Annotated in this window: 18 protein-coding genes; 7 read left to right on the top strand and 11 right to left on the bottom strand. The window is 61.5% G+C overall.

Features of this window, described 5'->3' with window-relative positions; all coding sequences use genetic code 11:
* Positions 1 to 2: 2 nt before the first annotated feature.
* The 5 genes from DXA43_RS02020 to DXA43_RS02000 all read right to left on the bottom strand — a co-directional run bounded on the left by DXA43_RS02020 (position 3) and on the right by DXA43_RS02000 (position 7,648).
* Complete coding sequence (locus DXA43_RS02020) at positions 3 to 3,431, bottom strand: DNA-directed RNA polymerase subunit beta (RefSeq protein ID WP_233506176.1); 3,429 nt, start codon at positions 3,429 to 3,431, stop codon at positions 3 to 5.
* A gap of 350 nt (positions 3,432 to 3,781) precedes the next feature.
* A complete protein-coding gene (locus DXA43_RS02015) occupies positions 3,782 to 4,690 on the bottom strand; it encodes a UTP--glucose-1-phosphate uridylyltransferase (RefSeq protein WP_117806112.1) in 909 nt (302 codons plus the stop codon).
* Between the two features lie 314 nt (positions 4,691 to 5,004).
* The gene (rplL, locus tag DXA43_RS02010) at positions 5,005 to 5,382 is read right to left on the bottom strand and encodes a 50S ribosomal protein L7/L12 (RefSeq protein ID WP_117806111.1); all 378 of its coding nucleotides are present in this window, start codon (positions 5,380 to 5,382) and stop codon (positions 5,005 to 5,007) included.
* A 102-nt stretch (positions 5,383 to 5,484) separates the two neighbouring features.
* Positions 5,485 to 6,006 (bottom strand): 50S ribosomal protein L10, encoded by a 522-nt coding sequence (rplJ, locus tag DXA43_RS02005; RefSeq protein ID WP_055250258.1) that lies wholly within the window; start codon positions 6,004 to 6,006, stop codon positions 5,485 to 5,487.
* Positions 6,007 to 6,511: 505 nt separating this feature from the next.
* Positions 6,512 to 7,648 carry a pyridoxal phosphate-dependent aminotransferase gene (locus tag DXA43_RS02000; protein WP_117806110.1) on the bottom strand — a complete coding sequence of 379 codons (1,137 nt, stop codon included), beginning with the start codon at positions 7,646 to 7,648 and terminating at the stop codon, positions 6,512 to 6,514.
* A 93-nt stretch (positions 7,649 to 7,741) separates the two neighbouring features.
* Here DXA43_RS02000 and DXA43_RS01995 point away from each other — a divergent pair, with 93 nt between their 5' ends.
* Positions 7,742 to 8,404 (top strand): hypothetical protein, encoded by a 663-nt coding sequence (locus tag DXA43_RS01995; RefSeq protein WP_117563775.1) that lies wholly within the window; start codon positions 7,742 to 7,744, stop codon positions 8,402 to 8,404.
* A 1-nt stretch (position 8,405) separates the two neighbouring features.
* Here DXA43_RS01995 and DXA43_RS01990 read toward each other — a convergent pair whose 3' ends face one another.
* The 6 genes from DXA43_RS01990 to DXA43_RS01965 all read right to left on the bottom strand — a co-directional run bounded on the left by DXA43_RS01990 (position 8,406) and on the right by DXA43_RS01965 (position 15,572).
* Positions 8,406 to 8,969: a uracil-DNA glycosylase family protein gene (locus DXA43_RS01990; protein WP_117563776.1), complete on the bottom strand. Its 564-nt coding sequence runs from the start codon at positions 8,967 to 8,969 to the stop codon at positions 8,406 to 8,408.
* Between the two features lie 3 nt (positions 8,970 to 8,972).
* Positions 8,973 to 10,349 (bottom strand): alpha-amylase family glycosyl hydrolase, encoded by a 1,377-nt coding sequence (locus DXA43_RS01985; RefSeq protein WP_117806109.1) that lies wholly within the window; start codon positions 10,347 to 10,349, stop codon positions 8,973 to 8,975.
* Between the two features lie 152 nt (positions 10,350 to 10,501).
* Entirely contained in the window at positions 10,502 to 11,698 is a 1,197-nt protein-coding gene (locus DXA43_RS01980; protein WP_117806108.1) for an MFS transporter, read from the bottom strand.
* Between the two features lie 124 nt (positions 11,699 to 11,822).
* Positions 11,823 to 14,183, bottom strand: coding sequence for a ferrous iron transport protein B (gene feoB, locus DXA43_RS01975; protein WP_117773471.1), 2,361 nt, complete (start codon positions 14,181 to 14,183; stop codon positions 11,823 to 11,825).
* Positions 14,184 to 14,304: 121 nt separating this feature from the next.
* Entirely contained in the window at positions 14,305 to 14,625 is a 321-nt protein-coding gene (locus DXA43_RS01970; protein ID WP_089572507.1) for a hypothetical protein, read from the bottom strand.
* A gap of 47 nt (positions 14,626 to 14,672) precedes the next feature.
* On the bottom strand, positions 14,673 to 15,572 hold the full coding sequence (locus DXA43_RS01965; RefSeq protein WP_117806107.1) for an alpha/beta hydrolase: 900 nt from the start codon (positions 15,570 to 15,572) through the stop codon (positions 14,673 to 14,675).
* 246 nt (positions 15,573 to 15,818) lie between these two features.
* Between DXA43_RS01965 and DXA43_RS01960 the strand changes: the two genes are divergently transcribed.
* From DXA43_RS01960 to DXA43_RS01935, 6 genes are all read left to right on the top strand, one after another.
* Entirely contained in the window at positions 15,819 to 16,382 is a 564-nt protein-coding gene (locus DXA43_RS01960; protein ID WP_117563782.1) for a PTS glucose transporter subunit IIA, read from the top strand.
* Between the two features lie 180 nt (positions 16,383 to 16,562).
* Positions 16,563 to 17,966 (top strand): asparagine--tRNA ligase, encoded by a 1,404-nt coding sequence (gene asnS, locus DXA43_RS01955; RefSeq protein WP_117563868.1) that lies wholly within the window; start codon positions 16,563 to 16,565, stop codon positions 17,964 to 17,966.
* A gap of 249 nt (positions 17,967 to 18,215) precedes the next feature.
* Positions 18,216 to 19,001, top strand: a complete 786-nt coding sequence (locus DXA43_RS01950) for a hypothetical protein (protein ID WP_089572510.1) — start codon at positions 18,216 to 18,218, stop codon at positions 18,999 to 19,001.
* Between the two features lie 160 nt (positions 19,002 to 19,161).
* A complete protein-coding gene (locus DXA43_RS01945) occupies positions 19,162 to 20,142 on the top strand; it encodes an ABC transporter substrate-binding protein (protein WP_117799698.1) in 981 nt (326 codons plus the stop codon).
* Positions 20,143 to 20,346: 204 nt separating this feature from the next.
* Positions 20,347 to 21,270 carry an ABC transporter permease gene (locus DXA43_RS01940; protein WP_117655043.1) on the top strand — a complete coding sequence of 308 codons (924 nt, stop codon included), beginning with the start codon at positions 20,347 to 20,349 and terminating at the stop codon, positions 21,268 to 21,270.
* Positions 21,263 to 22,057: an ABC transporter ATP-binding protein gene (locus tag DXA43_RS01935; protein WP_022093887.1), complete on the top strand. Its 795-nt coding sequence runs from the start codon at positions 21,263 to 21,265 to the stop codon at positions 22,055 to 22,057. Before DXA43_RS01940 ends, DXA43_RS01935 begins: the two co-directional genes overlap by 8 nt.
* The last annotated feature ends 108 nt before the right edge of the window (positions 22,058 to 22,165 follow it).

Here is a 22,165-nt window from a genome sequence, read left to right as displayed (position 1 = left end):
AACTACTCCTTATCAGTGGTCGTGGCGGCGACAGCCTCGGGTGCCTCGGCGGTCTCGGCATCCTCGGCCTCGACGTCGGTGTCAACGCCGGCGAGCGCAGCCAGGTCGTCGAGAGCAGAGGTCTCCTCGGCGGTCACAGGGGCGGAGGCGTCCTCGTCGGCATCGTGCATGGGCTCGATGTCCAGCGCGAGGGAGCGGATCTCCTTGACGAGAACCTTGAAGGACTCGGGGATACCCGGGACAGGAACGTTCTCGCCCTTGACGATGGACTCGTAGGTCTTGACGCGGCCCACGGTATCGTCGGACTTGACGGTCAGGATCTCCTGCAGGACGTTGGAAGCACCGTAAGCGTACAGTGCCCAAACTTCCATCTCGCCGAAGCGCTGGCCGCCGAACTGGGCCTTGCCGCCCAGAGGCTGCTGGGTAACCAGGCTGTAAGGGCCGGTCGAACGGGCGTGGATCTTGTCGTCGACCATGTGGCCGAGCTTGAGGATGTAGGACGTACCCACGGTAATGGGCTCGCGGAACTCCTCGCCGGTGCGGCCGTCGAACAGACGGGTCTTGCCGCGCTCGTCAAGCTGGGTGACGAACTCGGGGCGCATGTGATCGCCAAAGGCAGCGGTGGCCTTGTTGAGCATGTTCTTGTTGGCACGACGAATGACCTCGGCGATCTCGTCCTCCTTGGCGCCGTCGAAGACGGGCGTGGCGGTGAAGAACGGACCGGGGACGTACTTGTCGGAGTCGGCCTGCTCGGTATCCCAACCGCAGGCAGCAGCCCAGCCAAGGTGGCACTCGAGCAGCTGGCCGACGTTCATACGCGAAGGAACGCCCAGCGGGTTGAGGATAACGTCGATCGGGGTACCGTCAGCCATGTAGGGCATGTCCTCGACCGGCAGAACGTTACAGATAACACCCTTGTTGCCGTGGCGGCCGGCGATCTTATCGCCCTGCTGGATCTTACGACGCTGGGCGACGTAGACGCGCACCTGCTCGTTGACGCCGGGGGCCAGGTCGTCGCCGTTCTCGCGGCTAAAGCGGACGACATCGATGACGCGGCCGTAAGCGCCGTGAGGCATCTTAAGGGAGGTATCGCGGACGTCGTGGGCCTTGGCACCGAAGATGGCGCGCAGCAGGCGCTCCTCGGCGGTCAGAGCGCTCTCGCCCTTAGGTGTGACCTTGCCGACCAGGATGTCGCCAGGGCCGACCTCGGCGCCGATGCGGATGATGCCGTCCTCGTCGAGGTTGGCAAGCATGTCCTCGGAGAGGTTCGGGATCTCGCGGGTGATCTCCTCGGGACCGAGCTTGGTGTCGCGGGCGTCGATCTCGTGACGGGTGATGTTGATGGTCGTCAGCAGGTCCTCGGCCACCAGGCGCTCGGACACGACGATACCGTCCTCGTAGTTAAAGCCTTCCCACGGCATGTATGCCACGGTGAGGTTCTGACCCAGTGCAAGCTCGCCATGATCGGTCGAAGGACCGTCGGCCAGGGGCTCGCCCTGCTCAACGGTGTCACCGACGCGCACGAGCGGACGGTGGTTGATGCAGGTGGACTGGTTGGAGCGCTGGTACTTGGCCAGGTGATACTCGTCCATGCCGCCGGCATGCTTGACGATGATCTTGGCGGCGTCGGCAAAGATGACCTCGCCGGCATTCTTGGCCAGGGTGACCTCGCCGGAGTCCAGAGCGGCGCGACGCTCCATGCCGGTACCGACATAGGGAGCGGCGGGGTGAACCAGCGGCACGGCCTGACGCTGCATGTTAGCGCCCATCAGCGTACGCTTGGCGTCGTCGTGCTCAAGGAACGGGATCAGCGTGGCTGCGACGGAGAGCATCTGACGCGGCGAGACGTCCATGTAGTCGACGTCCTCGACGGGCACGTCGGCGGGAGCACCGAAGGAGCCGTCGAAGTCGCGGGTACGGGCGATCACGGTGTGCGGACGGACAAGCTTGCCCTCGGCATCGGTCGTGATGAACTCGTTGGTCTTGGGATCGAGCGGCGTGTTGGCCGGCGCGATGACGTGCTTCTCTTCCTCGTCAGCGGTCATCCAGTCGATCTGGTCGGTGGCAACGCCGTTCTCGACGCGACGGAACGGGGCCTCGATGAAGCCATACTCGTTGACGCGGGCGTAGAGGGCGAGCGAGCCGATCAGGCCGATGTTGGGGCCTTCGGGGGTCTCGATCGGGCACATGCGGCTGTAGTGCGAGTTGTGAACGTCGCGGACGGCCGTCGGCACGTTGGTGCGGCGGCTGGAGCCGGACTTGTGGCCGGCAAGACCACCAGGGCCGAGTGCGGACAGACGGCGCTTGTGGGTCAGACCGGTCAGGGGGTTCGCCTGGTCCATGAACTGCGAGAGCTGCGAGGAACCGAAGAACTCCTTGATGGAGGCCACGATCGGGCGGATGTTGATGAGCGACTGCGGGGTGATCTCGTCGATGTCCTGGGAGCTCATGCGCTCACGGACGACGCGCTCCATACGGCTCATGCCGATACGGAACTGGTTGGCGACGAGCTCGCCGACGGTACGGATACGGCGGTTGCCAAAGTGGTCGATGTCGTCGACCTTGAAGCCCTGCTCGCCGGCAGCGAGGGACAGGAGGTAGCGCAGCGTCGCAACGATATCCTCGTCGGTAAGCACCGTGACCTCTTCCTCGGTGGTGAGGTTGAGCTTCTTGTTGACCTTGTAACGACCGACGCGGGCCAGGTCGTAGCGCTGCGGGTTGAAGAGCAGGCCCTCGAGCAGGCTGCGGGAAGCGTCCACGGTGGGAGGCTCGCCCGGGCGCAGACGACGGTAGATCTCGATGAGGGCGTCCTCGCGAGTGAGAGCGGTGTCGCGCTCCAGGGTGCGCTTGATCACATCGGAGTTGCCGAGCAGCTCGATGATGTCGTCGTTGGTGACGGCGATGCCAAGGGCGCGCAGGAACATCGTGGCGCTCTGCTTGCGCTTACGGTCGATGGAGACCATGAGCTGGTCGCGCTTGTCGACCTCGAACTCAAGCCAGGCACCGCGGGACGGGATGATCTGGGCCTTGTAGATCTGCTTGCCCGAATCCATCTCGGAGCTGTAGTACACGCCCGGGGAGCGGACGAGCTGCGAGACGACGATACGCTCGGTACCGTTGATGATGAAGGTGCCCTGATCGGTCATCATGGGGAAGTCGCCCATAAAGACGAGCTGCTCCTTGATCTCGCCGGTCTCCTTGTTGGTGAGACGGACGTCGGTCAGAAGCGGAGCCTGATAGGTCATATCCTTCTCGCGGCACTCCTCGACGGTGTGCGCGGGGTCGCCGAACTGATGCTCGCCGAAGGTAACCTCGAGAACATGGTTCTGGCTCTGGATGGGGCTGGATTCCTTGAACGCCTCACGAAGACCCTCGTCCTTAAAACGCTCAAAGGATTCCCTTTGAACAGAGATAAGGTTGGGGAGCTCCATGGCCTCCGGGATTTTCCCGAAGCTGACGCGCTTGCGCTCAGTGGCAGTGTATGCGTAGGTCACCAGGTTTTTCCTCCTTCACGGAAATGCTCGGTGGGTTGGCGAGGCATAGCTTCGCCAGTTATCGCAACCTAATAGTTTATCAGGTACCGACCGTTGGGCAAGAAAAGCCTTGACGCGATTGAGTTTTTGGAGTAGCAAAGTTTTCCGACAGAAAACACGCAGGTAGATGTATGTGTATCGAACATCTGTTCATATATTTTCTGTGAACAGAGAGCCGGCAATCGCAGCTCTTATAAAAAACGGGCGCGAACCGAGGTCCACGCCCGTAAATGTCGGTGCCCGAAGGCTTACTTGCGCATCAATCCGCCGCGCTCGTCGATGGCGTCCCAGAAGGCATCGGCAAAGCGGGGGTCGTTTGCAGCCATGAGGGCGTTAGTGGCCATCCAACCAGAGGGAGTGCCGGTGTCGTAGCCCGACAGCGGGTCGATGACGACGGCGTACATGGCCTCGCGGTCGAGCGAACGGGCCATGGCGTCGGTGAGCTGGATCTCGCCGCCCTTACCGGCCTGCTGATCGGCCAGCAGGTCCATGACTAGCGGGCTCAGCAGGTAGCGACCGACGATGTACAGGTTGGACGGAGCAGCCTCGGGAGCGGGCTTCTCAACCAGACCGCCGATACGCCAGACAGCGCCCGGCTCTGCATCGGCAACGTCCTCGGCACCCTCGAGCGAACCGACGCGCTCACCGGCGATAACGCCGTAGCGGCTGACTTCCTCGGGCGAGCAAGCAGCGACGGCGATAACCGAAGCGCCACCGTGCTCCTTGGAAACGGCGAGCATCTTGTCGCAGATGTCGCGATTAGGCACAACGTAGTCGCCCAGAAGAACCAGGAAGTTCTCCCCTGCTACGGCGTCGGCAGCAGAGCGGATAGCATGGCCGAGGCCCTTGGGCTCGTACTGATAACGGAAGTCGACCGGCATACCGCCAGCGTGGGCGACGGCATCGGCATAGGCGTTCTTGCCGCGCTCGCGCAGCAGGTTCTCGAGCGAGCGATCGGGCTGGAAGTAGTTCAGTAGCTCGGGCTTACCGGGAGAAGTAACGATGATGGCGTCGTCGACTTCCTCGGGGTCGAGCGCCTCCTCGACGACGTACTGAATGACGGGCTTGTCGAGCACCGGCAGCATCTCTTTGGGCGTGCACTTGGTGCCAGGCAGAAAACGCGTGCCAAGACCGGCGGCGGGGATGATTGCCTTCATGTTATTCAAAGATCCTTTCGCAGGCGCAAAAGCGCCCCATGCGTGCGGCACACAGCCGCAGACCAAATTGCGATACCCAAGCATCTTACCGCTGGAACTATATGTCGCTACAAGGCAGGGACAATTCTTCAGCAGGTCAACGCAAATTATTGCTCGAATGGTGCAATTTTATTACCCAACGGCAGGACACCCGATACGACGCAAATCACAGAACATGGCAGTTTGAGCAACCGATACCGAGGGACCTAAAAACAAAAAAGACGGGGCTCGCAATGCGAACCCCGTCTGCAAAGAAATCTGGCGAGAAAGCCTGATTACTTGAGGGTGACAGCAGCGCCAGCAGCCTCGAGCTTCTCCTTGGCAGCCTCGGCGTCCTCCTTCTTGGCACCCTCGAGAACAGCCTTGGGAGCGCCCTCGACGACCTCCTTGGCCTCCTTCAGGCCAAGGTTGGTGAGCTCACGGACGGCCTTGATGACCTGGATCTTGTTGTCGCCGTAGCCCTCGAGCACGACGTCAAACTCGGTCTTCTCCTCGGCCTCAGCAGCGCCAGCAGCGGGAGCGGCGACAACAGCGGCAGGAGCAGCGGCGGAAACGCCGAAGGTGTCCTCGATAGCCTTAACGAGCTCGGAAGCCTCGAGAAGGGTCATTTCCTTAAGAGCATCGATGATCTCATCGGTGGTAAGCTTAGCCATTTCTAAGTCCTTTCGGTTTCCGTGCGGATGCACGGAGATCAGTTAAAACACGGCGCGAATGCGCCAAGGGTGCGGCGTTGCCGCCGCGGGTGAAAACAGCGACTAGGCTGCCTTCTGCTCGGAGACCTGCTGGATCGAACGAGCGAGACCAGAGGAAACGCCGTTGACGCAGACAGCGATGTCGCGAGCGAAACCGGAGATGAGACCGGCGATCTGGCCGAGAAGCTGATCCTTGGTGGGCAGCTCGGCGATAGCCTTAACATCATCAGCGGAAACGGCCTTGCCGTCGGAGATACCGCCCTTGATCTCAAGGACGCCCTTGGACTTAGCGGAGAAATCCTTAAGGGCCTTAGCGGCCTCGACCGGCTCGGTCTCGTAGAACACATAAGCGACGGGGCCGGCGAGGATCTCGTCGATCTCGGGCTGCTCCTGGTTCTTGAGAGCGATCTTGACCAGGTTGTTCTTGTAGACCTTCATCTCGGCGCCGCACTCACGAAGCTGATGACGCAGCTCCTGAGCCTGCTTAACCGTCAGACCGTTGTAGTTGACGACAAACAGACCGGCGTTCTCGGCGATACGGGACTCGATCTCTGCAACCTTGTCGATTTTGTACTGCTGGGGCATGAATTACACCTCCTCGAATCCTTTCCGGGCACGGTCCGCCACAAGGACGTGACGGGGGCATGTCCAAAAAGAAAGCCCCCGCGCTGCATGAGCGACGGGGGCGAGAAGACATATCTACTCGACCACCTCGGCTGGCGGGATATCCCATTAAGCTCGCGGGCGATGCCCGTTTGCACCGGCTGTCTCTGGCAGCGGATTCGTGCGTGAACCGAAAGTATTATGGCGGGGACCCCGGCGTCGGTCAACGGGAAACCGGGCTGCACACAATTCCACCATCCGGCCGCGCCGCCGAAGGCCAGGCGCAAGGTTTTCGCTCGGTCAGGTCCTGAGCTCGCACGAAGAGCACATTAAGTGCTCTTCGGCTCGTGCGGAATCTACGAAAACCTTGCGCCTGGCCTTCGGCGGCGCGGCCTGCGGTGACTTTGGGGCAGCCCGGTTTCCCGTTGGCCGGCGCCCCCACTCATAAGCCTTAAGTCGGTGGGCTGATATGTTGCGTCCCTGATGGCTACAAGGTTGAAAGGAAGGTGGACAGGCGGCGGAGGCCTTCGTCCAGGTCTTTATCGGAAACGCAATAGCTGAGGCGGACGTGGCCTTCGGTGCCGAAGCAGTCGCCCGGGACTAGGGCTACGTTTGCCTCTTCGATGGCTTTGATGCAGAAGTCTTCGCTGGTTAGGCCGAACTTTTTGATGCTCGGGAAAGTGTAGAAGGCTCCTGCGGGCTCTACTACGTCGAGGCCCATGGCGTTTAAGGCTGCGAGTACGCGTTCGCGGCGGGCTCGGTAGACTTTGAGCATGGAGGTTGGGTCGACGGTCAGGGCTCGGGCTGCGGCGTCCATTTCGAAGGAGACAGCACTCGATACTAAGTATTGGTGAGCCTTTGCGATCTCGGCGATGACGGGGGCTGCCGCTGCGAGCCAGCCCAAGCGCCAGCCGGTCATGGCCCAGGGCTTGGAGAAGCTCTCGATGACCACCGTCTGGTCGCGCAGCTCCGGGTGGCGCTGGGCAAAGCGCTCGTAGCCATCCACATAGACCAGACGGTTGTATACGTCGTCGCAGACTACGTAGATGCCCGCCTGCTCTGCCACGCGCGCCACGGCGTCGAGCGATGCCGTGTCGAGGATGCAACCCGTGGGATTGTTGGGCGAGCAGATGACGATGGCCTTGGTCGCCGGGGTCACACAGGCGCGAAGCGCATCCTCGTCAATCTGGAATTGCGCAGGCTCCGTATCCAAAAAGACAGCCTTGGCGTGATTGGCCACGACGATGCTCTCGTACAGGCCAAAGGCCGGCGTGGGGATGATGACCTCGTCACCGGGGTTGAGCATAGCCATAAATGTTGCCGACAGTGCCTCGGTCGCGCCGTCGGTCAGGATGACCTCATCGGCGGAAAACGCCAGGCCCGCGTCATCCATATATTTGGACAGTGCATCACGCAGGGCGGGGCGACCGTTGTTGGGCGGATAGTGCGTGTCACCGCGGTCCAGCGCGGCGGTCACCTCGGCGCTAATCACATCGGGCGTGGGAAAATCGGGCTCGCCGAGCGCGAGCGCGATACACCCCGGATGCTGGGCGGCGAGCGCGTTAATCCGGCGGATACCGGAGGGCTTGAGCATGGCAAGCGAGGTATTCATGGGCAGACGCATGGCGTTCCTTTCGTAAGGGTTGCACTAGGATAGCGCGGCGGGGCGCCACCAGACGGTGTAACCTAAACGGAAACGAGCCGGAAAGGAGATGGCATGGAGACGACCGCGCGCGGCGACTTACCAAAAACACTGCACACCATTGCGTATATCAGTATTCCCAATAGCGCCGATCTTGATTTTTTGCTCTGGGACCTGCAGGATGCCATCGCCGCCTATGCTCAACTTTCCGGCACCGCACTCCCCCGCCCGGTCGACTTGAAGGCAAATGACGCCGGCAGCGTTGCCGATGGCATCGTGCTGGCCATTGAAGATGTGGCTGACGATGAGACGTTGACTGCTATCGAGCAGGCGCTTGAGCGCTTTGGCGGTACGGGAACGCGCGTCTATGCCGCGATTCGAGCCGCACAAGAGGGCACTGAGCAGGCGCGTGGGACCGCCGTTCGCCTGCACAAGGCATGTGAGCGCCATGACCAATTGTGGTGTGGCGGCGTTGCCATCTGCGCCGGCAGCGGCATCGCAGCGCTTCGCCATTCCCCGCGCATGGGACTCTTGCGGCGACCGTTTTCGGAGGCCATGGACAAGCTCGTGGGCGCCGTGCGCATGGGCTGCTCCGTCGAGCATGCACAGCGACTTGGCGGCGGCAATGCCGCCAACGTCGACGCCGACGGCATGGTTTGCGCCGAGCCAGCCGTGCCCGCGCCGATCTGGCGAGGCGTTCTGAAACGTCTGGGCGCCCACGCTCAAACAAAAATCTAAATTAAATAACAGCCCAGTCAACGGCTTCGTGCCAACGCTCGACAAGACGCTCCAGTCGCCAGGCGGCATTGGCAGGACTTGTCGAGGGCAGGACGACGGCGGGCAACCCCGTCCGATCTTGCAAGTAGCGTTTGTAGAGTCGCCCTGCCGTACCGCCGTTACAGACAACGACCTCGATCGGCGCGGCATCGGTAATGCGCTCGATATGTGCCGGCACAACGTTGCGAATGCTCGCGTCGCTCGAGCCCTTAATGTCGCAACTCTCGATCACATCCCACAGGCCCACGCCGCCGTTCAGCAGCATAGATCGCTTGGCAGCAATGGAGGCATCGAGCGTCGCGGGCTCACCGCTTGCCAAAGGATCGCCCTCGTTGGGCGGCACAGGCACACCGAGGCACGCAGCCATCACACGCCAAAAGCGATTCTGAGGGTTGCCGTAATAAAAGGCATTTGCACGCGAGAGCACCGAGGGAAACGACCCCAGCACCAAAACGCGCGAGCGCTGGTCGAACACAGGCTCAAACCCATGCTCAATATGTTGATAGTCCTCGTCAGACACGGCCATGGGCTAGGCTCTCAACAGATAGCGCACCTCGTAGGGTGCAAGCTCAAGGGTACCCGTCAGCTCGACCGTGGGCGCATCGTCGGCAAGCAGGTCGACAAAGGACCCGTTGAGCTCGCCGCCGCCAAAGGTGTAAGGCTCGCCCACGGCGTTCACCGCCACGAGCACCGTCGCGTCATCACAGGCGCGCTCGAACAGCAGCTGCTTGTTCTGGATCACCACGTTGCGATAGGCACCGTAGTTGAGAGCACAGGCCGCCGCGTCATCGGCCGAGCGAAGGTGCGCAAGCTGCGTGATGAACGCCGTCAGCTCGTTGGGCGCAGGCTCATCGAGCGCAGGTCGCAGCGCCCAGTCACCATCGGGGCCGCCCTTTTCGCCGGCAATCCCCCACTCGCTGCCATAGTAGACGCACGGAATGCCCGGCATGCCAAAGAGCATGCCATAGACGGGACGCAGGCACGACTTGTCGGTGAGGATGCTCGCCAGGCGCGGCACATCGTGGTTGTCGACAAACGACAGCAGATGCTTGCCGCGATAAATGCACCACGGGTCACCGCCAAACTGGCGGTGCAGCGAGTGCGCGATCTCGAACATATTGACCGAGTTAAAGCTGGAGTACAGGCCCTTGTAGCACTCGTAGTTGGTGCAGGAGTCGAGCATCTCGTCGTTGACGATCTGGTTGTAGTCGCCGTGGAGCGTCTCGCCGATCAGCACAAAGTCGGGCTTGAGCTCACGGGCAAAGGCGTGCAGGCGGCGCATAAAGTCGCGGTCGAGCATATAGGCAACGTCCAGGCGCAGGCCGTCGACGCCAAAGACGTCGGCCCAACGGCGCACGGACTCGAGCAGGTAATCGACCACGGCGGGGTTTTGCAGGTTGAGCTTCACGAGCTCAAAATGGCCTTCCCAGCCCTCGTACCAAAAGCCATCGCCATAGCAGGAGTCGCCGTCAAAGCTGATGTGGAACCAATCCTTGTAGGGCGAGTCCCACTTGCGCTCCTGCACATCGCGGAAGGCCCAAAAGCCACGGCCCACATGGTTGAAGGCCGCATCGAGCACCACGCGGATGCCATGGGCGCGCAGCGTCTCGCACACGGCGGCAAAATCGGCATCCCCACCCAGGCGACGGTCGATATGGCGCAGGCTGCGCGTGTCGTAGCCATGGCTGTCGGATTCGAGCGGCGGGTTAATGAGCACAGCACCGATGCCGAGCTCTTGCAGGTAGTCGGCCCATTGGGCGATCTTCATGATGGGCGCATCGGGGTTGGGCGCAGCGTTGGCAGCCTGGGCGAGCTCATCCTCGGCAACGGGCGCGGCGTTTTCGCGCGGAGCTCCACAAAAGCCCAGCGGATAGATCTGGTAGAACGTCGTCTCGTATGCCCACATAGCAACCTCCCGGTAAGCTCAACACAACGACATCCATTGTATGCCGGCTTGTATCCTCTCCCCCAAAATAAGCTGCGGTGGAATAGGAACTGTTGGGGCCAATAAACCGGGCAAACAGTCCGTATTTCACCGCAACTGATGAGGGAACGTGATTAGGCGACGGGCTTGGCGCGGCGTATGGCCGGGAACAGTACGGTGATGGCGAGGATGACGCCCACGACGGTAATCGCCCCGCCCGCGAAGCCAATCCAGGAGATACCGGGACCCGAAACCACGGCGCCGCCGATCGCGGTGCCCGTGCCGATGCCGAGGTTAAACAGGCCCGAGAAGATCGACATGGCGACGGCCGACGAATCCGCCGGCGTGTACTTGATGAGCTCGGCCTGAAACGCCACGTTAAAGGCCGTGGAGCAGCAGCCCCATAGCGCGCAAACAGCGAGAACGGCGACGAGCGACGGTGCAACCGGACCCATGAGCAGCAGAGCCACAGGCACGCCGGAGAGTGTGATAGCCAAGAACGGAAAGCGATGGCCATCGAACAGTCGGCCGAACAGCCAGCTTCCGAGCAGACCAGAGCAGCCAAACGCCGTCAGCGTCATGGTAATAGCGCTTGCGTCGACGTGCGCGACCTGCGCCAGGAACGGCTCGATATAGCTGTAACCCGCATAATAGCCGGTCGCCATAAAGACCGTGACCGCGTAGAGCGCAATCAGGAACGGATTCTTGAGCAGCTCGGGCAGCTGCTTAACGGTAAAGCGCTCGCCCACCGGCATGGCCGGGAACACCGCGGCCTGGTAGACGACCGCGACGGCAGAAAAAGCTCCGACCACGGCAAACGTCATACGCCAGCCCACGGCCAGCCCGATGGCGCGGCCGATCGGCAGGCCAAAGATCTGCGCGATGGACGAGCCCGTGGCGATCATGCTAATGGCGAGCGCCCCGTGGCGACTGTCAACCAGGCGCGAGGCCATGATTGAGGCGACCGACCAGAACACGGCATGCGCGCAGGCGACCACCAGACGCGCGCAAACCAAAATAGGATAGGTAGGCGCCACGGCGGACAGGAACTGACCCAGCGAGAACACGGCAAGCACGCCGAGCAGCATACGCTTGAACTCGAAGCGCGAGGCAAACACCATAAGCGGCAACGACAGCAACATGACGCCCCAGGCGTAGACCGAGATCATGATGCCTGCCTGGGCCTCGGTGAGCGAGAACGACGCGGCGATATCGGTCAGAAGGCCGATGGGCATGAACTCCGACGTGTTGAATACGAACGCACAGCAGGCGAGCCCGATAAGCGGGAGCCACTGCTTGAGCGAGATGCCATCTTGTCTTGCCTGAGTCATGTAGGAACCCTCTCCGATTGTCTTGAGCGATGGGCGATTATATAGCAACGGCCCCGCATCCGTCAGCAACAGATGCGGGGCCGTAATCAACTCAATACACAGAGGTTGCGCCATCAATAAATAACTAAGCCAACCCCAGCAATATGCCTGCCGAATGCACGACAAACGCCACAATCCAGGCAACCGTCACTTGGAACGCGAACACGGCCACGGCGTAGCGCGCGCCCAGCTCGCTCTTGACGGCGCCGATGGCCGCCACGCAGGGCGGGTACAGCAGCGTAAAGACCAGGAACACATAGGCGGTGAACGGCGAGAACATAGTCGACAGTGCAGCGGGCGAGGTTGCGCCCAGAAGCACCGTGAGGGTCGAGATGACACTCTCCTTGGCGATAAGTCCGGTGACGAGAGCCGTCGACGCACGCCAGTCGCCAAAGCCGAGCGGCGCCAGCACCGGCGCGATGATGCTACCCAAACTGGCAAGCAGGCTTTGCGACTGATCGGCGACCACGTTAAAGCGAATATCGAACGTCTGGAGGAACCAGATGACCACGGTGGCGGCAAAGATAATGGTGAAGGCCTTGGTAATAAAGTCCTTGGCCTTATCCCATGCCAGCATCACCGTCGTCTTGACGCTCGGCAGACGGTAATTGGGAAGCTCCATGATAAACGGCACCGGGTCACCCTTAAATGCCGTGCGATTGAGCACCAAAGCCGCGATGCAACCGACCGCAATGCCAATCAAATAGAGCGAGACCATGGCGGGAACCGTCGCCTGCGGGAAAAACGCCCCGCACAGCAGACCGTAGACCGGCAACTTGGCCGAACAGCTCATGAACGGCGTGAGCATGACGGTCATCTTGCGGTCGTGCTCGGATGGGAGCGTACGGGTTGACATGATAGCCGGCACGGTGCAGCCAAAACCGACGAGCATAGGCACGAAGCTGCGGCCCGACAGGCCAAAGCGACGCAGCACTTTATCCATGACAAAGGCCACGCGCGCCATGTAGCCGGAGTCTTCCAGAATGGAGAGGAACAAAAAGAGCACGACGATAATCGGCAGGAAGGTCAGCACGCTGCCCACGCCCGTAAGCACGCCGTCGACAGCCAGCGAGCGTACCACGTCGTTGGTGCCGAACGCCTTGAGGCCCGCATCGGCCGAGGCGATGACGGCAGCGATGCCGTCCTCCATGAGTCCCTGCAACGCCGCGCCGATCACGCCAAACGTCAGCCAAAAGACGAGGCCCATGATCACCAGGAACGCCGGAATGGCCGTGTAGCGACCCGTCAGGATGCGGTCGATCTTGACGGAGCGCACGTGCTCGCGGCTCTCATGCGGCTTGACGACGCAGCGCCCGCACACGTCGCCGATAAAGCTAAAGCGCATATCGGCCAGCGCGGACAGGCGGTCGGTGCCGGCTTCGCCCTCCATCTGGGTAATGATGTGCTCGATAGCGTCGAGCTCATTGCGATCCAAGTGAAGCGCCTCGGTCACCAGCTCGTCGCCTTCAACCAGCTTGGTCGCCGCAAAACGCACCGGAATGTGCGCCGTCACGGCATGGTCCTCGATCAGGTTGGCAATGCCGTGGATGCAGCGATGCAGTGCACCGCCGTCCGAGCCATCGGGCGCACAGAAGTCCAGGCGACCGGGGCGCTCGCGGAACCGTGCCACGTGCAAGGCATGATCCACCAGCTCGCCGATACCCTCGTTGCGGGCAGCGCTAATGGGGACAACAGGCACGCCCAACAGGCTCTCGAGCAGGTTGACGTCCACGGCGCCGCCGTTGGCCGTCACCTCGTCCATCATGTTGAGCGCGATGACCATGGGGCGGTCGAGCTCCATAAGCTGCAGCGTCAGGTACAGGTTGCGTTCGATATTAGTAGCGTCGATGATGTCGATGATGGCGTCGGGGTTTTCGTCCAGGATAAATTGGCGACTGACGATCTCTTCGCCCGTGTACGGAGACAGCGAATAGATGCCGGGCAGGTCGGTAACGCTTGCCTCGGGATGGTTACGGATGGTGCCGTCCTTGCGGTCGACCGTCACGCCGGGAAAGTTACCGACGTGCTGGTTGGAGCCCGTAAGCTGGTTGAACAGCGTGGTCTTACCGCAGTTTTGGTTGCCGGCGAGGGCAAAATGCAGCGGTGCGCCCTCGGGCACGGCCGTTTTTGCCGCACGGGGCGAATACGTCCCCTCGCCAAGTGCCGGGTGCTCCGTCATGCCGATTGCGGCGTTAGTGCGCGGACCCGTGTCTGTGTCGTGAACACCCACGAGCTCGATGCGAGCAGCATCGTCCTTGCGCAGCGTCAACTCGTAGCCACGCAGGCGAATCTCGAGCGGGTCGCCCATAGGAGCGTACTTCATCATGGTGACTTCGGTGCCCGGCGTTAGGCCCATGTCCAAAATATGCTGTCGGAGTGCCTGATCGTCCGATGCCACCGATGCGACAACGGCGTCCTTTCCAATCTCGAGTGTATCGAGCTTCACGCGCTCATCCTTTCGTTAGACGCGGTTAACCGTTTACCGGGGCTAACCAACTCGTAACGACAAATGATAGCGCTCTGAACTATTATATAAAGTCAAATACCGATGTTTACCTGCGCAAACTTTATGCGGTGCGCCCCGAAAGCTCTTTGCGCATACCGCTCAGCGAGATCGAAATGGAACCCGACCGCGCGGTAGCAGTGAGTCGATCACCCTCAACCGACCCCGTGCATGTAAAGGGCGCCTTGCCCATCAAGACGTGGGAGATAGTGCCCGAGAACTCAAAGAAATCGCCCTCAGCGCGGGCACCCGAGAGAGCGATATTGAGACCCCTGACGTTTAGTACTGCCCTGAGCGCGCCGTTCACCCCATGTGAAAACGTCACCTCGCCGCGTTTGCTCCCCACCGGCGTCTGGGCCAAAACCACATACGTACCCTCAAGCATGGCTCCTCCTCTAAGCAGACTTTTTGAAACGGGCAAGTAGTCTACTTTTACATATGGCGCTCCAGGAAGCGGAAGGCCAGGCGGATCCAAGGACGGACTGCCACTTGCTTGTCCTCGTTGTCGACCGCGGTATTGGCGTTGCCGAGCGAAAGGCCGTGGCCACCCTGGTCAAAGACGTGCATCTCGCATGCGACCCCTTCCTCGGCCATGCGCTGCGCAAACGGATAGACCTGCGCAATCGGCGCCGTCTTGTCGTCCGAAACGCCCCACACAAAGGTCGGAGGCATCTGGCGCGAAACGTGCGTGGTAGGGCAAATGTCGGCCAGGTGCTCATCGGTCGCCTCGCCGCCCGTCACCATCGACAGATAGTCGTTGAGCAAATCGCGCCCCGTCTTGCCACCCGTCTTGGGCACGCGCAGGTCGATGCGCGGGTCGCGCGTCTGCATATCGCGCACATAGGCAAGGTCGAGCAACGGATAGCCCAGCACCACGGCGTCGGGACGAATATCCTCCGGACGAGCCCCGGCAAGGCCCGCGAAAGGTCCGGTCTTCCACTGCGTTGCCAACGAGGCGCAGATCATGCCGCCCGCCGAGAAACCCACGATGCACACGCGCTTGGGATCGACATGCCACTCGTCGGCGTTGGCGCGCACGGTAGCGACCATCTTGGCGAGGTCCGCCTGCGGGTGCGGAAAGCTCACGTCGCCCGTGGCGCTCGTCACATAGTTGAGCACAAAGGCCTGGTAGCCGCGGTCCAAAAACGCAAACGCCACCGGGTCCTGCTCGTGCGGAGCGATATGCGTAAACCCGCCTCCGCCGCAGATGATCACCGCGGGGCGGCGGCCATTGGGCATGTCGGGCAGCGGCTCGGCACCCAGATACGTAAACGTCGCCGGATAATCCTCGGTCGGCTCCTCGCCCCACAGCGCATGGTTCTCAATAATCATAGGTGCTCCCTCCGTGCGATTCGTGCGCACTCGTTTTTCGCACCTTAGCGTACCCCACTTGAGCCCGCGGCGCAGAAACACCCCCGCAATAAGTTGGCCTTCAACTGATATATCACAAAATCGCTGTTCAGAGGTATCGTTGGACAGCGTAAAATAGGAGCGCTGACCGTGCTGGGAAACACGTACGAAACGTTTCCGGCAAACCACACGCGTGCAACATGCGCGCCTGATACGTTGGAGGCATCTATGGGTCTGCTCGATTCGCTCAAGTCCACGTTCACTTCGTCGGGCGAGGCGTCCGTTCCGCCCGCAGCAAGCTTCGCCACCCGCGAAGGCGTCATCTACGCTCCTGTCAACGGCGTGCTCGTCAATCTGGGTGAGGTTCCCGACGAGACCATCGCCTCGGGCATGCTCGGCCAGGGCTACGGCATCGAGCCCATTACCGGCACCATTTACGCCCCCGCTAACGGCCGTATCGGCGCCACCACCGTCACCAACCACTCCATCGGCATGATCACCGAGGACGGTCTTCGCGTGTTCATCCATGTTGGCCTGGGCACCGTGGAAATGAACGGCAAGGGTTTTGCCCGCTTTGTCGAGATGGGTGACACGGTCAAGGCCGGCCAGCCGCTCATCAGCTTCGATCGCGAGGCCATCAAGGCCGCCGGCCACGAGGACATCGTGACCGTCATCATCTCCGAGCTCGATCGTCTTAAGAGCATCGACCATGTCGGCGAGTCCGGAACGCTTATCGGCGGCAACCCGCTCGTCAAGCTGGGCGACCCGCTGCTGGTAGCCAAGACCAAGTAGCCAGGCCCCGCGCCACACAGCCAAAAGGCAACACGAAAAGCGCCCACGAGCATTTGCCGCGGGCGCTTTTCGTTTGAAAAACCATCCCGCCAATGCCTTATCTGTATAGCCCAAATGAGCCGAGCTGCTAGAATATCGAACTGTATGGATAACTATCATTCAACCGTTATGGGAGGATACGTGAACCGCACCAAAATCGCGCAGCTTTACGCCGATGCCGAGTCGCTTGGCGGCCAGACCGTCACCGTCGCCGGCTGGGTCAAGTCCATCCGCGACATGAAGAACTTTGGCTTTGTTACGCTCAACGACGGCAGCTGCTTCCGCGACCTGCAGGTCGTCATGAACCGCGAGGCACTCGACAACTACGACGAGATCGCCCATCAAAACGTCTCGGCCGCACTCATTTGCACCGGCACCGTCAAGCTGACCCCCGATGCGCCCCAGCCCTTCGAGCTTTCTGCCACCTCCATCGAGGTCGAGGGCGTCAGCGCCCCGGATTACCCGCTGCAGAAGAAGCGCGCAACCGTCGAGTTCCTGCGCACCCAGCAGCACCTGCGCCCGCGCACCAACCTGTTCCGCGCCGTGTTCCGCATCCGTTCTGTCGCGGCTGCCGCCATCCACCGCTTCTTCCAGGAGCAGGGCTTTGTCTACGTCAACACCCCCATCATCACCACGAGTGACTGCGAGGGCGCCGGCGAGATGTTCCGCGTGACCACGCTCGACCCCAAAAATCCGCCCCTCACCGAGTCCGGCGAGGTCGACTGGAGCCAGGACTTCTTTGGCAAGCACGCGAGCCTTACCGTGTCCGGCCAGCTCAATGCCGAGAACTTTGCCATGGCCTTTGGCGACGTGTACACCTTTGGCCCCACCTTCCGCGCCGAAAACTCCAACACCACGCGCCACGCCGCCGAGTTTTGGATGATCGAGCCCGAGATGGCCTTTGCCGACCTGAACGACTACATGGATAACGCCGAGGCCATGCTCAAGTACGTCCTTAAGGACGTTATGGCCACCTGCCCCGACGAGCTCAATATGCTCAACAAGTTTGTGGACAAGGGCCTGATCGAGCGCCTGGACCATGTGGCAAACTCCGACTTTGCCCGCGTTACCTACACCGAGGCTGTCGAAATCCTGGAGCAGGCAGTCGCTGCTGGCCACCAGTTTGATTACCCCGTCAGCTGGGGCATCGACCTGCAGACCGAGCACGAGCGTTTCCTGACCGAGGAGCACTTTAAGCGACCGACCTTCGTAACCGACTACCCGGCCGAGATCAAGGCGTTCTACATGCGCATGAACGAGGACGGCAAGACCGTCGCCGCCGCCGACTGCCTGGTTCCCGGTATCGGCGAGATTATCGGCGGCTCCCAGCGCGAGGAGCGCCTGGATCTGCTCGAGGCCCGCATCAAGGACCTGGGCATGAATCCCGAGCAGTACAAGTACTACCTTGACCTGCGCCGCTACGGTTCCTGCAAGCACGCCGGCTACGGCTTGGGCTTCGAGCGCCTGGTCATGTATCTGACCGGCGTGGGCAACATCCGCGACGTCCTGCCGCACCCGCGCACCGTGGGCAACGCCGACTTCTAATCGCCACAGCGCCACCAAACGCGTTCCAGCGCATCACGCCAGCGCCTCTCGGCAAGCCGAGGGGCGCTTTTTTCAACAGTATCCGTCAAGCTTTTGGCAAGATTTTGGTCAGTTGAGCAGGGCTGTTGAAAACTCGACCCGCCGCTTGCCGACGACTACCGACCGCCCGGAGCGTCCTGCACCCCTGGGAAAGCCCCGCGCCCTAGGCTCCATACCGTCGCCACCCAAAACGGAAAGGACGTGGACGCCATGACCGAAACCGCTGTTGAAACTTACGAGACCACGACGAGGGGCGCCGCCTCGATGGCAGCCTATCGCGCCGTTCGCATCCTGCAACTATTAAGCGAAAACACCGGCGAGGACAAGGCCATGCTTTCCGATGAGTTGATCCGGCGTCTCGCCCATCCCGACGACCCCGCCCGCATGCCCATCTCGGCGGCGCGGCGCAGCATCTACACCGCCATCTCCGCACTTCGCCATGCCGGATACGAAATTGAGTACAAGCGCGGCGTTGGCTATCGACTCTTGACCCGTCCGCTCACCGACGAAGAGATCATCCGGCTCCACGGCATGGTCATGCGCAACCGCTCCACGCCCATCGCCATTCGAAAGAGCATAGCGCAGCACCTGGTCGCCATGGCGAGTGCCGACGTTCGCGGCTACCTCGATGCACCCGAGCCTGCTCCAAGCGCAGGCGACAAATCCACCAAGGCCACACGCACGCCCGTCAAGCGCATCGATGCCTGCGAGCTCATCGAGCAGGCCATCGACCACGGAACCACGGTGAGTTTTGATATTTCGAGTGTCACGGCACGCGGAGAGGTCGAAGTGGCGCGGATGACACTCCGGCCCTTTGCCATCAAGCAACGAGACGGCATCTCGTATTTGCTGGGAACGGTCTATGACGCGCGAGGCGCCGACGACACGCTGCGTACCGTTGAGATCGGCCGCATGAGAAACGTCACCACACGTCTCCTTGACGGCAAGAAGCTCTTCGCCGTCCTGGACGAGGACGATGCCTCCTCCGCCGCATAAGACCCTCCGCCGCCCATTCGACTACCCGTACCGCCCATCCGATTCTGTATTAAAAAACCCGCCAGGCTGTTGTAAAAATGGACATCAGCGCTACTATAGTTCCACTTGCACTTTGTCCCAGTGCAGTGTTTCCAGCCATTTTTATACTGGGGGTAATGATATGAAGGACATCACCATCAGCCGCAGGAGCCTTCTGGTCTCCGCCGGTCTGCTCGCGCTCGCCCCGCTCGCCGGATGCGGCGGCAACTCTGGTTCCGGCTCTGCTGCCGCCGGTTCCGACTACACCATCGGCGTTCTGCAACTCACCGAGCACTCCGCACTCGATGCCGCCAACGACGGCTTTGTCAAGGCCATCAAGGAGAGCGGCCTTAAGGTCAAGATCGACCAGAAGAACGCCCAGAACGACCAGTCCACGTGTAAGTCCATTGCCGACAAGTTTGTGGGCGACAACGTCAACCTGATTTATGCCATCGCCACGCCCGCCGCGCAGGCTGCCGCCGGCGCCACGGCCGATATCCCCATCGTGGGCTGTGCCATCACCGACTACGCCGCCTCCGGCCTGGTCCAGGACAACGACAAGCCCGGCACCAACGTCACGGGCGCTTCCGACCTCACCCCAGTCGCCGAGCAGCTCGAGATGATGCAGAAGGTCCTGCCCGACGTTAAAAAGGTCGGCCTGCTCTACTGCACCGCCGAGTCCAACTCCGACGTCCAGATCAAAGCCGCCAAGAAGGAGCTCAACAAGCTGGGCCTCGAGTACACCGATTTCACCGTCTCGAGCTCCAACGAGATTCAGTCCGTCGTCGAGTCCTCCGTGGGCAAGGTCGACGCGCTGTACTCCCCCACTGACAACACCATCGCCGCGGGCGCTTCGCAGGTCGGCCAGATCTGCAAGGAGAATAAGCTCCCCTTCGTGACCGGCGAGGAGGGTATGTGCATGGCCGGCGGCCTGTTCACCCTCTCCATCAACTATAAGGACCTGGGCTACGCCGCGGGCGAGATGGCCGTTAAGATCCTGAAGGGCGAGGCCAAGCCCGAGGATATGCCGATCAAGCACCTCTCGAGCAAGGACCTGGTCGTCGTCAAGAACGACGAGATGGCCGAGGCTCTGGGTATCGACCTTTCCGCTCTGGACGAGTAGCGCCATGCGCGGTAACGCGTCTAGGGCCCGCACGCGCGCCACAGCCGCGTTATTCAATATCTGAGTCCTTGGGGCGAACGCTAAAGACCGGCGTTCGCCCTGCTTGTTTCGGATGAGACAAAACATCCGTCCGCAGCTCTTTTATGCATTGGTACCGCTATTATGGAAAATCACGTGTCCACCCTATCCTAGGAGGTATGAAGCATGCTCATTGCATTGCAGGGCGCCGTTTCGCAGGGCGTCCTCTGGGGCATTATGGTGCTTGGCGTGTTTATCACGTTCCGCCTGCTCGACATCCCCGATATGACCTGCGACGGCAGCTTTGCCCTCGGCGGCTGTGTCTGCGCCGTACTCATCGTCAACAATAACGTCGACCCCTTGCTCGCCGTGCTGGCCGGCATGTGCGCCGGCGCCATCGCGGGCGCCGTCACGGGCATCTTGACCACCGTCTTTGAGATTCCCGCAATCCTCGCCGGAATCCTTACGCAGATCAGTCTGTGGTCCATCAACCTGCGCATCATGGGCAAGTCCAACACGCCCATCCTTGCCAAGGGCACTATCTTCTCATCCGTCAGCAACATGACGGGCCTGCCGCAGTCCACTGTTGCCATTATCCTAGGCATTGTGCTGGCCGTGGCCATCGTCGCCATCCTGTACTGGTTCTTTGGCACCGAGATCGGCTCGGCGCTGCGTGCCACCGGCAACAACGAGTACATGATCCGCGCCCTAGGCGTCAACACCAACTCCACCAAAATGATCGCCCTCGTGCTCTCCAACGCCCTCATTGGCCTTTCGGGTGCGCTCATCTGCCAGAGCCAGAAGTATGCCGACATTGGCATGGGTACCGGCGCCATCGTTATCGGTCTTGCCGCCATCGTCATCGGCGAGGTGCTCGGCCGCCTGCTGCCCGGCGGTCTCACGCAGTTCTCCGTCCGTCTGGCCTCCGCCGTCTTTGGCTCCGTGGTGTACTTCCTCATCCGCGCCATCGTGCTGCAACTGGGCATGGACGCCAACGACATGAAGCTGCTCTCCGCCGTGATCGTCGCCGTGGCCCTGTGCGTTCCCGTGGTTTGGGAGCGCTATAAGCTCCGCAGCTCCTACACGAAGGGAGATGAGGCAGATGCTTAAGCTCTCGCACGTCAAGAAGACCTTTAACAAGGGCACCGTCACCGAGAAGCGCGCGCTCACCGGCGTCGACCTTACCCTCAACGACGGCGACTTTGTAACTGTGATCGGCGGCAACGGCGCCGGCAAATCCACGCTGCTCAACATGATTGCCGGCGTATATCCGCTCGATTCGGGCGTTATCGAGCTCGACGGCACCGACATCTCGCGCCTGAGCGAGTCGCAGCGCGCCAAGTACCTGGGCCGCGTGTTCCAGGATCCCATGCGCGGCACCGCAGCCGACATGCAGATTGCCGAGAACTTGGCCCTCGCCAAGCGTCGCGGCCAGCGTCGCGGCCTTTCGTGGGGCGTCACCAAGGCCGAGAAGGACGAGTACGTTGAGTTGCTCAAGCGCCTGGACCTTGGCCTGGACACGCGCCTCAACGCCAAGGTCGGCCTGCTTTCGGGTGGCCAGCGCCAGGCACTCACGCTGCTCATGGCCACGCTCACCAAGCCGCGCTTGCTGCTGCTCGACGAGCACACCGCGGCACTCGACCCCAAGACCGCCTCTAAGGTGCTCAATCTGACCGAGGAGATTGTCGACGAGAACCACCTGACCACGCTCATGGTCACGCACAACATGAATGACGCCATCCGTCTGGGCAATCGCCTGATCATGATGCACGAGGGCCACGTTATCTACGACGTGGCGGGCGACGAGAAGAAGTCGCTCACCGTCGCCGACCTGCTGCAGAAGTTCGAGGAGGTCTCGGGCGGCGAGCTCGCCAACGACCGCATGCTGCTGAGCTAAAACCTGCCAATAAGGGACAGGTTTATTTTGGCCGGTTTTATCTGCGCAAACGTCAAAACCGCCGCAAAGGGACAGACGCCCTTGCGGCGGTTTTCGCATATGATGTCG

The sequence above is a fragment of the Collinsella sp. OF02-10 genome (assembly GCF_003463445.1).
Classification (GTDB): domain Bacteria; phylum Actinomycetota; class Coriobacteriia; order Coriobacteriales; family Coriobacteriaceae; genus Collinsella.
Note: the sequence above shows the minus strand (reverse complement) of the source record. Positions and strands in the feature narration are given on the sequence as shown.